General features: G+C 59.3%; 16 protein-coding genes and 1 tRNA gene. All 17 read right to left on the bottom strand.

What is annotated here, in order from left to right; genetic code table 11:
* Positions 1–129: 129 nt before the first annotated feature.
* On the bottom strand, positions 130–1,212 hold the full coding sequence (locus B3H65_RS06305) for a PTS system mannose/fructose/sorbose family transporter subunit IID (protein ID WP_009140806.1): 1,083 nt from the start codon (positions 1,210–1,212) through the stop codon (positions 130–132).
* Positions 1,202–1,999 carry a PTS mannose/fructose/sorbose/N-acetylgalactosamine transporter subunit IIC gene (locus B3H65_RS06300; protein ID WP_009140807.1) on the bottom strand — a complete coding sequence of 266 codons (798 nt, stop codon included), beginning with the start codon at positions 1,997–1,999 and terminating at the stop codon, positions 1,202–1,204. The genes B3H65_RS06305 and B3H65_RS06300 overlap by 11 nt, the downstream gene beginning before the upstream one ends.
* 92 nt (positions 2,000–2,091) lie before the next feature.
* Complete coding sequence (gene agaV, locus B3H65_RS06295) at positions 2,092–2,574, bottom strand: PTS N-acetylgalactosamine transporter subunit IIB (RefSeq protein ID WP_286684572.1); 483 nt, start codon at positions 2,572–2,574, stop codon at positions 2,092–2,094.
* A 75-nt stretch (positions 2,575–2,649) separates the two neighbouring features.
* Positions 2,650–2,934, bottom strand: coding sequence for a preprotein translocase subunit YajC (gene yajC / locus B3H65_RS06290; protein ID WP_009140809.1), 285 nt, complete (start codon positions 2,932–2,934; stop codon positions 2,650–2,652).
* On the bottom strand, positions 2,934–3,380 hold the full coding sequence (locus tag B3H65_RS06285; protein ID WP_286684571.1) for a PTS fructose transporter subunit IIA: 447 nt from the start codon (positions 3,378–3,380) through the stop codon (positions 2,934–2,936). Before B3H65_RS06285 ends, yajC begins: the two co-directional genes overlap by 1 nt.
* A gap of 583 nt (positions 3,381–3,963) precedes the next feature.
* Positions 3,964–4,039 (bottom strand) — tRNA-Thr (locus B3H65_RS06280).
* A gap of 115 nt (positions 4,040–4,154) precedes the next feature.
* On the bottom strand, positions 4,155–4,967 hold the full coding sequence (locus B3H65_RS06275) for a purine-nucleoside phosphorylase (protein WP_286684570.1): 813 nt from the start codon (positions 4,965–4,967) through the stop codon (positions 4,155–4,157).
* Positions 4,968–5,001: 34 nt separating this feature from the next.
* Positions 5,002–5,475 (bottom strand): YhcH/YjgK/YiaL family protein, encoded by a 474-nt coding sequence (locus tag B3H65_RS06270; RefSeq protein ID WP_009140826.1) that lies wholly within the window; start codon positions 5,473–5,475, stop codon positions 5,002–5,004.
* A 164-nt stretch (positions 5,476–5,639) separates the two neighbouring features.
* Positions 5,640–6,848 carry a hypothetical protein gene (locus B3H65_RS06265; RefSeq protein ID WP_286684569.1) on the bottom strand — a complete coding sequence of 403 codons (1,209 nt, stop codon included), beginning with the start codon at positions 6,846–6,848 and terminating at the stop codon, positions 5,640–5,642.
* Between the two features lie 83 nt (positions 6,849–6,931).
* Positions 6,932–8,026: an isocitrate/isopropylmalate dehydrogenase family protein gene (locus tag B3H65_RS06260; RefSeq protein ID WP_286684568.1), complete on the bottom strand. Its 1,095-nt coding sequence runs from the start codon at positions 8,024–8,026 to the stop codon at positions 6,932–6,934.
* Between the two features lie 6 nt (positions 8,027–8,032).
* A complete protein-coding gene (locus B3H65_RS06255) occupies positions 8,033–8,728 on the bottom strand; it encodes a hypothetical protein (protein WP_286684567.1) in 696 nt (231 codons plus the stop codon).
* Positions 8,729–8,732: 4 nt separating this feature from the next.
* Positions 8,733–9,146: a hypothetical protein gene (locus B3H65_RS06250; RefSeq protein WP_117679519.1), complete on the bottom strand. Its 414-nt coding sequence runs from the start codon at positions 9,144–9,146 to the stop codon at positions 8,733–8,735.
* Between the two features lie 6 nt (positions 9,147–9,152).
* Positions 9,153–10,235, bottom strand: a complete 1,083-nt coding sequence (locus B3H65_RS06245; protein WP_286684566.1) for an NAD(P)-dependent oxidoreductase — start codon at positions 10,233–10,235, stop codon at positions 9,153–9,155.
* Positions 10,236–10,275: 40 nt separating this feature from the next.
* A complete protein-coding gene (locus B3H65_RS06240) occupies positions 10,276–11,232 on the bottom strand; it encodes a DegV family protein (RefSeq protein ID WP_286684565.1) in 957 nt (318 codons plus the stop codon).
* 76 nt (positions 11,233–11,308) lie between these two features.
* Positions 11,309–11,896, bottom strand: coding sequence for a ribosome hibernation-promoting factor, HPF/YfiA family (gene hpf / locus B3H65_RS06235; RefSeq protein ID WP_117679522.1), 588 nt, complete (start codon positions 11,894–11,896; stop codon positions 11,309–11,311).
* A gap of 148 nt (positions 11,897–12,044) precedes the next feature.
* Positions 12,045–13,079 (bottom strand): substrate-binding periplasmic protein, encoded by a 1,035-nt coding sequence (locus tag B3H65_RS06230; RefSeq protein ID WP_286684564.1) that lies wholly within the window; start codon positions 13,077–13,079, stop codon positions 12,045–12,047.
* A 485-nt stretch (positions 13,080–13,564) separates the two neighbouring features.
* Complete coding sequence (locus B3H65_RS06225) at positions 13,565–14,335, bottom strand: ComF family protein (protein WP_286684563.1); 771 nt, start codon at positions 14,333–14,335, stop codon at positions 13,565–13,567.
* Positions 14,336–14,420: the final 85 nt, after the last annotated feature.

The raw sequence follows: 14,420 nt of genomic DNA, 5'->3' as shown, positions 1-14,420 counted from the left end.
CCAGTAATCGTTCCCGCAGGGGGATAAAAAGGCCGTAACCCGATACGTACGAGTTACGGCCTACATACACACACATGTAGTAAGGGGCGGTGCGCCCACATCTCTATGAGCGCACCGGGCCATAGAGCCTTACCAGATGCTAGGCCACAGGCCGAAGGGGCCAGCGCCAAGCAGACCGATGATGAGCAGCAGGACGATGCCCTTGATCGGCGTGAAGTTGTGCTTAGCGAACAGGAAGTAAAGCATAAGCACGAGAGCCAGCGGAACCAGCTTGGGGAGAACCGTGTCGAGGGTGGAAGCCACGGAGTAGCTAACCTCGGTCTCGGTGACGGTGCCGTAGGTAACGGAGCTCATGCCGTTGCCCAGGTCGACAACGCCGCAATCAACAGCGTTGCCATCGGCGTCAGCAGCCTTCAGGGGGTTGCCGTCGACGTCGGTGAGAGCCATGGTGCCGGGCTCAGCGGTCTCGGTGTCGATGCCCTCGAGGCCGGCGAAGTTCTCAGCATCCTCGTTGGACACGATCACGGTGTTGGCAGCGAGGCCACGGGTGGTGCCGTTGGGGATGGTGAGGTTGATCTGGGTGCCACCCATGGTGACGGTCAGAGCGCCGACGACGAAAACGCCGAGGATGGAAGCAGCGCGGGTGAACGCCTGCATGTTGGCGGTCAGAGCATCGATAGCGCCGGTACCAACCTTATAAGCCCACTTCATGAGGCCGAAGCGGCAAGCAGCCTGGGCCAGGTTGAAGATGAGAAGGAAGATGAACGGAGCCGCGATGTTGCCCTCGATAGCCATGTTCGAGGTGATGCCGGCGGTGATGGGCACGAGCGTCAGCCAGAACAGGGCGTCGCCGATGCCGCCCAGAGGCGAAGCAGCGGAGATGCGGACGGCGCGGATGGTCTGGGTATCAAGCTTGTTCTGCTCGAGGGAGAGAACGATACCCATAACGAAGGTGACCAGGAACGGGTGCGTGTTGATGAAGTCCAGGTTGTGGTACATCGACGCAGCGAGGTCGTTCTTGTTGGTGTGAACCTTCTCGAGGCCGGGGATCATAGCGAACAGCCAGCCACCGGACTGCATGGTCTCATAGTTGAACGAGGACTGCAGCCAGTAGGAACGAAGAGCCATGCGGTTCAGCGTCTTCGAATCAACCTGCGGAGCGGGAGTAAGATCCTCATACTGTGCAGGTACAACAAACTCATTAGATGCCATCGCTCATGTCACCTCCGTCAAAAGCAGCGCCCTTGAGCTCGGTCTGCTGCTGGAAGTCCCAGAAAGCGATGCCGAAGCCGATAAAGGTCAGGATAAGCAGGGCAGGGCCGGCGATAGCCGGGATGTTGACCGCGATGAGGGCGAGGCCAAAGCCCATGAAGAAGAAGCCCCACATGTCGCGGTTCATCATAATCTTCAGCAGGATTGCGAAGCCGACGAACTTCATCATGCCGCCACCAGCGGAAAGGCCGGTGTTGACCCACTCGGGGATTGCCTCGACAACAGCGTTGCCGAAGGCCTGGCCACCGATGAAGAACAGGGTGACGATAGCGGCGAAGATGAGGCCGAGGATGCACTCGGAGATGACGGTCAGGCGGGTGATCGCCTTGGTGTCAGCCTTGACGGCAGCAGCGCGGAAGGACTCAAGCATGGGAGCACGAAGCGTGAAGAACAGGGTCACGCCGTACTGACCGAGGAGCGCGAACGGGATAGCAGCAGCAACTGCAACGTTAACGTCCATGTTGAGAGAGCAAGCGAAGACAGCAGCCATGATGCCACCGATGACGGCGTTAGGCGGCTGAGCACCACCAATCGGCATGTTACCGATGGTCATCAGCTGGTAGGTACCGCCGACGACAAGACCGGTCTGCACGTCGCCGAGGATTGCGCCAACGATAGCGCCGGTGACGATGGGCTGGTACAGGGACTCGAGGAAGTCGAACTGGTCGATAGCCGCGATAAACGTGACCACGAAGATAAGTGCGACCTGAACAAACGAGACGTCCATCTTATGCTCCTCCTTTCAAAATTCTTTTGCAAAGAAAACTAACGATTGTGCGGAAGACTGTTAAGCCTTACGCGGCGGATACTAACGAGCGGTTACGAGAACAGCTTGTTGATATCCTCGACCGGCGTGCTCGGAACACGCCTGATCTCAAGCTCCACCCCCAGTTCCTGAAGCTCCTTGAAAGCAGCTACATCGGCGTCGTCGACGGCCACAGAGGTGGCTACCTGCCGCTTTCCTTCCGACATGTGCATGTTGCCGATGTTGACCTTACGTATAGGCACTCCGCCCTTGACGAGCGTAAGCACGTCCTGCGGAGTTTCGGCCACGATAAAGATCTTCTGCTTGGGCGACGCCTTCGCGATGATGTCGATGGTGTGCTGCAGCGAGAAGAAACGGGTGGCGACGCCGGCCGGGGCCGCCATCTTCATGAGGTTCTGACGCATGGGGTTGCCGGAAACCTCGTCGTTGGCGACGAGGATGAGGTTGGAACCCAGGGTGGAGTTCCACTGGGTCGCAACCTGACCATGAATCAGGCGGTTATCGATACGGGTGAGAAGAATGTTGGGCTCTGCCATGGTGATCCGTTCCTTTCGTGTACGCGATCTGGCTTATTACATCCAAAGGGTTGATGCTTTATCCCTTGAGGTGTCTTACTTGCTGATCTCCTGGATTGCATAACGAGAGACGTCGAGGATTGCGCCTGAGCGAACCTTTATCTCGACCTTATCGCCATTGACGCTCTTAACGGTTCCAAAGATGCCGCCGGCAAACATTACTTCCTGGCCGGGGGCAAGTTCGGTGTGGATCTGCTCGAAGTACTTGCTCTTCTTCTTGATGTTGGCCTTGGACCAGAAGTAGTAGACCAGGCCCATGACTGCGAGAAGAATGATCAGGGCGACGGAGGAAGCAAGGACGTTCGCTCCAAAGTCGGCCATTAGATGCCGTCCTCGTCGAGCTCGTCAGCGTCGTCGCCGCCCATGACGGAGGCGAGGGACTGACGGGTGACGGCGGCCTGGCCAACGGTGACGGCCTGCTCGGCAAGAGCGGTCACGTCGGTGGCGCCGTTGCGAGCGAACAGGAGCTCGATGATCATCGGCAGGTTGGTACCGGTGATGATCTCGAGCTTATCGACGTCGTTAGCGATCATCATCGACTGGTTAAACGGGGTGCCGCCAAGAAGGTCGACGAAGACGATAACGCCCTCCTCGCACTCGGCACGCATGGAGGTGATGGCGGAACGAAGATCATCTCCATAGGTAGCAGCCTCAGAGCCCTCAAAGGGAACGATCTGGAATGCGGGCTGGTCGCCGGCAACCATATCGAGGGCGCTCTTAAGGCCGCAGGAGAACTCTCCGTGACCCGTCAGGATAAATCCGATCATCCACCGACTCCTTTTCAATGTGTACGCTAAGATGCGCAACTGGTTGTAACCACGCGATAAGTGGTGCCTATATTAGCACCGGTCAACCATTCGTCAATTTGCATAGGCTCCGTGAACGGTCTCACACCGTTTGTTGGCGATTTTCTACCGTTTACAGTAATAGCACACCCGCTTACCTGCCTATTTTTATTGATTGGGAACACCTGTTTTAATTTCCACCCATCTACAGGGTATTAAAACGAACATATCGTCGCATGATATGCTCTACATCAATCCCGCTGGTCAGTTGTGGAGAGCGGTTCATTTCTATGAACTGGTATGAACAGGATTGTGAATTTCAATATTTTACCAACGATTCCGTGAACGGTGTTCATATACCGCTCACCGACGTTCAACGGTCATTTTTCATCCCAATTTGACTTAGAAATTGCCATTCCCTACCGATCAGATTTCTCAGTCGCCTTCGTATCTCCTAGAGAGCAGATCGCTTCTGGCCCACTTTGCCTCTTCCGTGATGCTCCCAGTGGATTCGCTAGAAAACAAAACAGGCCGAAGACATCCGCCTTCGACCTGTTGAGTTCAATGGAGCCAGCAACCAGGCTTGAACTGGTGACCCCCGCTTTACGAGAGCGGTGCTCTACCAACTGAGCTATGCTGGCACGCATATGCGGCGCTAACGCCGACGAATGGATATATTACGTGCAAAACAACCTTCGCGCAAGGTTTGCGGACGTCTTTTTCTTCAATCCACACTTTTGCGCACGGGCCTTACGCCTAAAGACCGCCGAGCCTATGCAGAACGCCCAGCAGTACGCCCGTGGTGTCATCGGCCGCCGCGTTACCGGCAGCGAGTTCCGCCTCATGGCTGTTGTCCGCCGCGCCCGCCTTGTTGGTCACAAGGGTCAAGCCCAGCACCTGCATCTTAAGCGCACGCGCCATGATGGCCTCGCACACCGTGGAGCAGCCAACGTAATCCGCGCCAAGGATACCCAGCGCCTTTACCTCGGCATCCGTCTCGAACGAAGGGCCGAGCATACCAACATACGTGCCCTCCGAGCACTCGACGCCCACTTCTGCGGCCGCCTCGCGGGCAAACGTGGTCAGATAGTTAGAATACGCCCCGGTCATGGGTACAAACGGCGTGTCGAACAAGGAGTGCGCAGCACCTTCGGGAGTAGAAAGCGGATTGTGCCCGGTAAGGTTCATCTGGTCTGTAATAAGGCCAAAGGTACCCGGCTTTGCATCGCGCACCGCGCCGGAAGCGCAGGTAAGAATGATGTCGCGGCAACCCAGACGATGGGCATGACGCACCAGCGACGTTACCTGAAGCGCGTTATATCCCTGGTACAAGTGCACGCGGCCGGGGTACACAACCACCGGAACACCGTCGATGGTACCCACCAGCACCTCGAAGCGATGACCCTCGATGGGGAGCGCCTCCTGCGGAAAGCCGTCGATATCCTCATAGGGAATGCGACGAACAACCTTCACGCGATCGGCCAGCGCGCCCAGACCGCTGCCCAGAACAATGGCGACGGGATGCTCCATGCTGGGAGCGCAGTATTCAACCAGGTCTTCCTTAGACATCGGTTCTACCTCCGATTCATCCATTCGTTATTAGTTACTCGTCGAAAAACTCGTCCGCGATAAGCTTGAAGCAGATCTTCTTTACGGGAGCGGCACCGTCGCCGGGAAACTCCAGCGTGGGCATATGGGGCTCGTTAGCTACAAAGATCGCAAAGCGGCCCTTGTCCAAATCGCCGGCGATGCCGTTCACGGCATCTACCAACTCGAAGTCATCCGCCTCGTTAAAGGGTTCCACCAGCGTGGTCTCACCCTGAGAAACTTTGAAGGACTCGCGACCCTCGACATCTATCTGCAGATCATGATAGCGGCGGTGCGTTTCGTAATGCGCTCCCTCTTCTGGACGAGTAGTGGGTGCCATAACGTTCGCGAACACCTTGTCGCCCAAAATGGCGTGGCTGCCCACATCGAGCGATGCGGGATCATTCTCCGCAAGCCAATCGATCAAAACATCCAGCGAGCGGCAGAAACCGCGATAGCGAGGCAGGTCCTCGAGAGCACCGTAGATCATCTGCTCTCCCCTTTCTTGATTGGCGGCGATAACGCACGGAGATTTTGACCGCTTATGCCGCGAACACGTTTATTCCCGCGCGCAAACAAAAACGCCGCAGCGCGCGGCTACGGCGTTAATGGTACCCGTTTGGCTGGGGTCGATGCCCCATGGATAGGTGGGCGTTAGATATACAGCCCGTAAAGCGACACGTCCGCGCTGGCGTACAGGTTGTTGACGTAAGCCCTCCAGGCGGTGCTGGCCTCCTGGCTCTTCTGGGCGTACTGCTGGTAGGCAACGTAATAAGCCGTCTGGGCATCCGCATACGTGGCGCTGTCTTTAGAGAAGGTTGTTGAGCTGCTCAAGGCGCTGTAGTAGTCGCCGTCCTCAGAAGCCCAGGTACCCTTCTCGGCATCCCATTCATCGCCGGCGAGATTGATGATGTAGTCCGCATAGTCCTTGGAAGCGGTCTCGGTGTTGCCGTCCTCGGGCTCGGTAGGCGCCTCGGGAACGGAATCGGTGGGCGCATCGGGCACAACTTCTTCTGTCAACTTCTTAAGGGTGGCGTTCTCCTTAACCACCTGCTTTGCCTGGTCTTCGCTCACGCCATACTGCGATGCGATGGTCGAATAATCAGACGTGCCCAGCTGGTCTTCGGCAAACGCGCTCATCTCGTCATCATCTACGGTAATACCGCGAGACTCCGCATCGGCGAGCAGAATCTGGTTGCGAATGTAGGCGACAACCACCTCGGCGGTGGGAACCGTGTACTTACCGTCATCATCCTTGGCGTTGTCAAGCGAGTACTGGCTCTCGATCGCCTCGCGAACGGTAAGGTTAGTGGTCTTACCGTTGTAGCTCCAACGGGCAAGCACGGAATCGAGCTGGGACTCCTCGACCGCAGAAGCGCCGGGACCCTTGCCCGCAAAGCCGCCGTTGCCAATGAAGTAGCCGCCAATACCAGCGACGATAATCAGCACAACCGCGATGGCGATGCCAATGGCGCCGTGGTTCTTAGGCAGGCGGCGCATCTTCTTGCCGCCGTTGCCGTTTCCACCGTTACCGTCTCCGCCGCCATTGCGGGTATCCTTCTTGGCAGAAGCGTCCTTCTTTCCGTGCTTCTTGGATGCCTTTTCATCCTTTTCCTTGGACGAGGAAGGCGCTGCCGCCGCGGCAGCAGCGGTCTCCACGGCATCGCCAAGCAACTCCGGGTCGGGTGCGAGCTCCGCCTCCGGGTCGGGCTTCTCCTCATTGCGAGCAGCGATGTCCTCGGCAGATTCGCCGGCAATTAGATCGTACTCGGCGCGGGGCAGGTCCTCGGGTGTATCGGAGCGCTCGATGATGTCGAAATCATCCTCAGAGCCAAGCTCTTCCTTCTTCAAGATAAGACCCATTGAAATCGGTCCTTTCAGTCGATACAAAATACGAGCCGTCTCAGGATACCCCTTGACGGCCCGTTTCTACTCTTATGTTTGGCTTAATGAACGTGCGCGAGGTGCTCGATCACCGCATCCGCATATTCCTGCGTGCCCACGGCGCCCTCGGCGCTACCGGTCAGCGCGCGACGAACATCGCCCGTCACCTGCGTACCCTCCGCCAATGTGGCGCGAACCGCATCGCGAATCGCGGTGGCGGCGGCATTCTCGCCCAGATGGTCGAGCATCATTGCCGCAGAAAGAATCTCTGCGGTGGGGTTGGCGATGTTCTTGCCGGCGATATCCGGCGCAGAACCATGAGTGGCCTCGAAGACGGCGATGTCGCGGCCGATGTTGGCGCCCGGCGCCATGCCCAAGCCGCCCACCAAACCGGCGCACAGGTCGGAAACAATGTCGCCGTACAGATTGGGCAGCACCATCACGTCGAAGTCGGCGGGGTTTTGCACCAAGCCCATGCACGTTGCATCGACGATCTTGTCGTTGAACTCGATGTCCGGGTAACGCTCGGCCACCTCGCGGGCGATGCGCAGGTACATGCCGTCACTCGCTTTCATGATGTTGGCCTTGTGCACGGCGGTCACCTTGCGGCGACCACAGCGGCGGGCGTACTCAAACGCGTACTCGACAATGCGCTGCGAACCGGTAATGGAAATCGGCTTGAGCGAAAGAGCGGAATCGGCGCGAAACGTCTTGCGGCCAGACCCCTCCACGATGCGAGAGATCTCCGCGACGCGGGGATCCCCCTCGTCAAACTCGATGCCCGCGTACAAGTCTTCGGTGTTTTCACGGACGATGACAAGGTCGACGTCCTCGTAGCGCGAGCCGTCGCCCGGCTGCGAAAGGCAGGGTCGGACGCACGAATACAGGTCGAAGTGCTTGCGCAGTGCCACGTTGACGCTGCGAAAGCCCGTTCCAACCGGCGTGGTGATGGGGCCCTTGATCGCCACCTTCGCGTCCTCGACCGCATCGAGCACGTGCTGGGGCAACGGGGTGCCATACTCCTCGATTACGCCGGCGCCGGCATCCACCGTGTTCCATTCGATCTCGACTCCCGTGGCGTCGACAACGCGACGCATCGCCGCCGTGATCTCCGGGCCAATGCCATCGCCGGGTATAAGTGCGACCTTGTGTGCCATGTAGCCTTACTCCTCGTCCTCGTCATCCGCTTTCGCTGCTGCACGCGCGCGCTTTTGGGGCTTTTCAAGCTTAAAACGCTCAAGAAGGGTTCCGTAGATCTCGGACGACCGCGCCTTAAGGTAGGCGCCCTTGCCGTTTTCGGCATCGAAGCGAATGCGGCCGGCGAGCTCGGCTGCCACCTGGGCATCGATATCGCCGCGGGCGAACTCGTACAGGCTGCCCAGCATATCGCGATACTCAAGATCGCCGTGATAGCACTGGATGGCCTCGTCGATTACGGGCCACACCTTGGTGGAGCGTGCGGGCGTTACGGCGCCCCAAGCCGCCATAAAGCGGAATGCGGACAGGCGCAACGTTGCGGAAAGCTCATCGAACAGGGCGTCCTCGGCACCGTCGTAGGCAGCGTCAAAGTCGACATCGCCGGCGGCGGGCATCAGCAGGGTAAGCGCATCGAGAATCTCCCAGCGCGTCTGGGCCTCGGGCCTGTACAGCGCGTCGATCAGCTCCTCGGCAAAGGGAACCAGCTTGGCCGCATCGCGCTCCGCGAGCAGCTTGATCACGCGCGCCGCCGTCTGGCGCTTGCGACGACTATGGCTAGAAAGGTCCTCGACCATCGCGGAAAGCGCATCGCGGCTCTCTTCGACCAATGTAAGCTGCTCCATCTCCTCGGGCGTGAGCTCATGCTCCAACGTGTCTGCCATAAAACTACCTCGAATCCTTCTTATCGCCCTCAACCGAAATAAGGTCGGGGGCCTTTTCGCCCGTCTTCTTGCGTGCACGGCGGGCATCACCGGTGCCTCGCTTTGCGGTCTCGCGATGAGAACGGTTGATATTCAGGGCGCGGTCCAGGAAGCGCCACGGACCCGTAGACTCGCCAAAAGCCATCTTCATACCCACGATGCAACCGGCCAAAAGACCGATCACCGCAGAGTACAGCAACGGTAAGGGCGAGATTATCACGGAACCCACCACGCCGATGACCACGGCGGCAATGTTCATCTTCCAGTAATCACGGGATGTCACGGCCTGATCGCCCGCCCAGCAGCCAATCTGAAAACCCAGATACACGCTGAACAGGAACAGCAGGACGGAAAGAACAATAAACGAAAAACCCGTCATGCCGCGCTACGCTCCATGGTTGCCGCAGCAGCACTCGTGGTCCTCACCATGGCCGTGGCCGCCGCAGCACTCGTGGTCCTCACCGTGATCGTGGCCGCAGCCGCACTCGTGATCGTGGCCGTGATCGTGGCCGCAACCGCAACCGCACTCCTCGTCCTCCTCATGCTGGGAGGTGTACAAAGACCAATCCAGGCCGGCGGCGACGGAATCTGCCTCCTCCTGGTACAGCAAGGTGATAGCCTGCGTGCCCAGTCGAGCACCGCCGATGGCGTCCAGCATGTCGTACAGGGTAAACGCGGTGTCGCAACCGGGCAGGGCGATTTCCTTCTCCTCGGCAACCTGCAGGGCCAAACCCAGGTCCTTCAGGAAATGCTGCACCATGAAGCCCGGCTTGTAATCGCCGTCGAGAGCCTTGGGCGCCAGCTGCTCCATAGCGCCGGACTTGCCCGTGCCGCCGCAAATCATCTGGCGGGTCTGCTCAAGGTCAAGGCCGCTCTGCTGGGCAAACGCCATGGCATCCGCCATGCCCACCATGGAAGAAGCGAGCGCCACCTGGTTAGCAAGCTTGGCAGCCTGACCCTTGCCGGCACCGCCAAAGCAGAAGATGTTGGACGAGAAGCACTCGAGAACCTCGCGGACCGGCTCGATATCCCGCTCGGTAGCGCCCACGATCAAGGTCAGCGTACCGGCAATGGCGCCGGACTCGCCGCCGGTAACCGGGCAATCAAACGCATGGCGGCCGGAAACCTCGGCAGCCTCGGCAATGTCGCGGGCAAGCTCCGGGGAGCTGGTGGTGAGGTCGATCAGGTACGCGCCAGGCTTAGAGGTGGCCAGCAGGCCGTCACCCGCCAGATAGATCTCCTCAACCTCCTGCGGGTAGCCCACCATAGTGAAGACAACGTCGGCATCCTCGACCGCGGCCTCGGCGCTCTCCGCCCACGCGGCACCGCGCTCGATAAGGCCCGCGGCCTTGGACTTGGTGCGGGTGAAGACGCGCACGGAATAGCCCGCGTCCAGAATATGGCCGGCAATGGGCGCGCCCATGATGCCGGTTCCAATAAATGCAACAGAAAGGTTCTTGTCTGCCATACTGGCTCCTATCTCAATACAACCTATAGATGAAATGTGGCTACGACGCGCGCACGCGCTTGGCGATGCGATCGGACAGGGAGATCTTGTCCGCGCGGTTTATACCCCAAAAGGCAACGCCAACCATACCGGGGCCAACATGCGAACCAATGCTGGGGCCCACGGAGCCGCGGATGACGGTGATATCCGAGCAGCCGTCCTCCTTGCGAATAGCCGCCTCCAGCCAATCCGCGTCCTTCTCGGCATCCGTCGACATAATGGCTATGGGCATGATGGGGTCTTGGACGTAATTTTCCTTAAAAGACTTAACCAGCGACTTGAGCGCCTTCTTGCGACCGCGGTTGACGCCCAAAAGGGTCAGCGATCCCGACAGGTCAAAGGAGAGCTCCGGCTTGATATCGAGCGTGCTCGACAGCTGGGCGGCAGCGGGAGGGATGCGTCCGCCCGCAGCGAGGGCATCGAGGTTGTCCAGCGTAAAATATCCGTGAACGCACGTCTTCGCCTCATTCGCCCACTGCGCCAACTGCTTTGCGCTAAGGCCCGCGGCGCGCTGGCGAACGGCTTCGATGGCGAGCAGCTCGCCGCATGCGCATGGAAGCGAGTTGTCGACCACGTAGAGCTCGAAATCAGGATGCTCGCGGCGCACCTGCTCGGCGGCGTTGACGGCAGAGTTGAAGCTGGACGAAAGAGCGCTCGTGAAGCACAGATACACCGTCGGCGTGCCCTCCTCGGCGCACTGGGTAAAGAACTCTAGATAGCGGCCGAGAGACACGGCGGACGTGGTGGCTCGTGCCCCGTCGCGTAGCTTGTCATAGAATTCCTTGGGCGAGATGGACGTCCAGATATCGTCCGTATACTCAACGCCGTCGAGAATATAGGGGAATCCCAAAATATCAACTTCCAGCGCCCCGGCAACCTGGGGGGCGATGTCCGAACAGGTATCGACAACGATTCGGCACCTATGCTCGTGGCCGCTGCTCTGATGCGTAGTGTTCATGCAGTCCTTCCAAGCTAAAAATGGCGGCCACCCCGCACGGGATGACCGCCACCCTATTCATGCACGTAATGGCATTCTACTCGGTAGGAGCCTCATACTTGGGCTTGATGATGCCGTATCCACCATTCTTACGGTGATACACCACATTCGTCAAACCTGTAACGGCGTCCTCAAAGACGTAGAAGTCATGGCCCAGCAGGTCGATCTGGACCAACGCCTGCTCCTCGGTCATGGGCGTGAGCTCGATGTACTTCTCGCGAACAAGCTGGCCGTCTTCCTCGTCCTCGGGAATAAGCAGGTCGGCGAGGTCGGTAACGCGCGGGACGGGAGCGACCTCTGCGGCGGACAGACCCTGCTGGCGGTTGTCGACAACCTTGGTCTTGAACTTACGGAGCTGGCGGGTCACCTTATCAGCTGCCAGATCGATAGCGGCATACATATCTGCACCGTGCTCGGCAACGCGAATGACGGAACCGCGAGCGCGAACGGTAGCTTCGACGATGGCGGGATTGGGGTTTGAAGGGTTTTTCTCATAACGAAGAACAACATCGACCGTCATGGGTTCGATGTCAAACACCTTGCAAGCCTCGCCGATCTTCTCATCGACGTGAGCACGCAGAGCATCGGTAACTGTGGTTTTACGCCCAGAAACCTTGATATCCATACGTGACTCCAATCTATCCGGGGATATGACTTCGTACTCTCGTTGTACCCACATTCATGCAAGGCTCAACCAGAAATATTCGCTTGTCCATTTGCGAAACATATCCAGCCAGACGCCGATTGATCGATTGGAAAGGCGCGCCGTTGGATTAGAGGGCCTCCGCCTCGCTATCGACGGCAGGGTCCTCCAGGGTGGCGGAGCCATTGGAATCCGTATCGTCCGCACCCTGGTCCTCGTCCTGAGCCTCCTCTTGAGCGCGCCGCTGCTCTTCTTGCTGCTCGCGCTCGGCTGAAGTGGTGATGCCGCCCAGCAGCATATCGGACAGGTCAACGGGCAGTCCGCCAAACCAGCTGCGATATACCGCGTCGAGCGTGCCGTCCGCCTGGAGCTCGTCCAGCACCTCGGTAATCTTTTCCTGCAGGTCATCATTAGTGGAGCGCAGCGCGATACCAAAGGAATCGGGCTCGTCGAGCGCGCCGGCAAAAGAGATGTCCGGGTACGCGCGCGACAGATATCCGCCAATGGCGGAATCACACGCCACGTAGTCTACCTCGCCCGCGTCCAAGGCCTCAAACAGCTCGTTGGCGTTGCTAAAGGTCTTTTGCTCCGCGTCGATGCCGCACGCGGTCAAAATGTCCTGCGCGGCAGAGGAGGACTGCACGCCCACGGTCGCCCCGGCAAGGGCGGACGAATCGATGGGTGCGCTTGCCGCGCCCTTGGCAAACAGCGCGGGGGCATCATGCAGCACGCTGCCAACAACCGTAACCTTATCCGCGTCGCTATCGCTTGCAGCGCCTATATACAAGTCGGCGTCGCTTGAAGATGCCATGTCAGACGAGGTCTCGTCCGTAACAAACTCAACGCTCACGCCCAGGCGCTGGCCGAGCGCGTACGCAACGTCTGTCAAATATCCAGTCAGATCGCCCTTGGCGTCGTTCATACCAAGCGGGGCGTTGGCATCGTCCAGGGCGACGGCCAGCACGCCTTCGGTCGAGACGGCCGGCGTGGTCACGCGCACAAGCACCTCTTTGGGGGCAACCTCCGCGCGACTTGGGATGAGAAACGTGCAGCCAGACAAACCGGCGATGCAACCGCATGTCATCGCGACGGCAACGGCGCGCGCCATCCCGCACGACCCCTTGCGGGCACCCGTCTTACTCGTTCCAACCCAGCCATTCGACATCTCGCCCGCTCCTTTATGTCCTTCTTCGCGCCCGACGGACCCTCCGCGCAGCCGCAAGGCAATCGACGGACAGCAGCGCGGGCGTGGCATGCTTGCAAAGCGTCCTCCCAGCTGACCTGATCTTTGACCCCACACTTGCGCACCGGAACGTTCGCTCAACCGCCGCGACGGCATCACTACTAGCCCGCTCGCCCGCGAGGCACCTATTGCCCCATAAGAATAAAACGGACGGTACGGCTTACTTCTAGGACGCGCCATGATCGCTTCCGCGCGCACGCGGACGCTTACGTGGATCCCTTTGACCGCGTCTGTCATGGACTAAGACGGCGCCGTCGGCATCCGTCCGCAACCACAGCCTGGGAGGAACAAGGGGCAATTATAACAGGTTTTGTTCAATTATCGCAGGTAGAAGGGGTGTGTAATCTTTTCCACGCCCACCGCACACGCGAACCTGCGCGCAGGACGGCAAGCGCGGGGGCATCGCATCAAAGCACGCGCGCCGCGGCGAGACCGTCGACATGGACCGCCCCCGCCCCTTTGAGCACCGCCGCCGCTGCCGTCATGGTGGCGCCGGTGGTAATGACGTCATCTATCAGCAGAAGCCTCGCGCCGTACACGTTTTTTTGGACGATATCCGGCACCTCGTAGATACTTCGCGCCGTTGCCAAGCGCCCTTCTCTCCCCATCTTTCTCTGGTCAGAGCTGCCATGCTTGATTATGCAGTCGCACACGGCAACGCCCGCCATGGAGCCCAGCGAGCGCGCGATGGCCTCCATGTGGTCAAACCCGCGGCGGCGATACGCGCTTTTGGTCGCAGGGACAAACGTGATGAAGTCCGCATCTGCAAGAATGCCCCCGTAGCGATCGGGCGCCGCAACCTGCGCGTGCAGCGCCGTATCAAGCAAGAGCTCCGCGATCACGCGGGCAAGCCGGCGCTCGCCACCATCCTTATACGCGCGAATCACCCGCGGCAGGGCGCCGCTAAAGAGCGCGCAAGCCAAACAGCGGTCGAGCGATGAGACCGCACCGCGACATTCCGTGCACAAAACGCGCCCATAGGGGGCGCCGCACAGCGTGCAAGACTCTTCCGGATCTATAAGAACAAGCTTATTTAGGCAATCATCGCACAATAGCACGCCGGGCCTTTCGCAGCCGGCGCACCGCGTGGGCGACAGCGTCTCCAACAACGCTTCGCGCGATGCTCCAGAACAGGCCTTCAACTCCTCGAATGACGAACACAGCCAGCTGATATCCATACAAACAGACCTCCCCCGTACACAGGTGCGGGAGAGGTCGTTGCATGTTCATGTACCCCGGCGGCAAAGGGGTTATTCAAAGGTG

Source organism: Collinsella sp. UBA1693 (genome assembly GCF_002320115.1).
Classification (GTDB): Bacteria; Actinomycetota; Coriobacteriia; order Coriobacteriales; family Coriobacteriaceae; genus Collinsella; species Collinsella tanakaei.
This window is presented reverse-complemented; position numbering and strand designations above follow the sequence as displayed.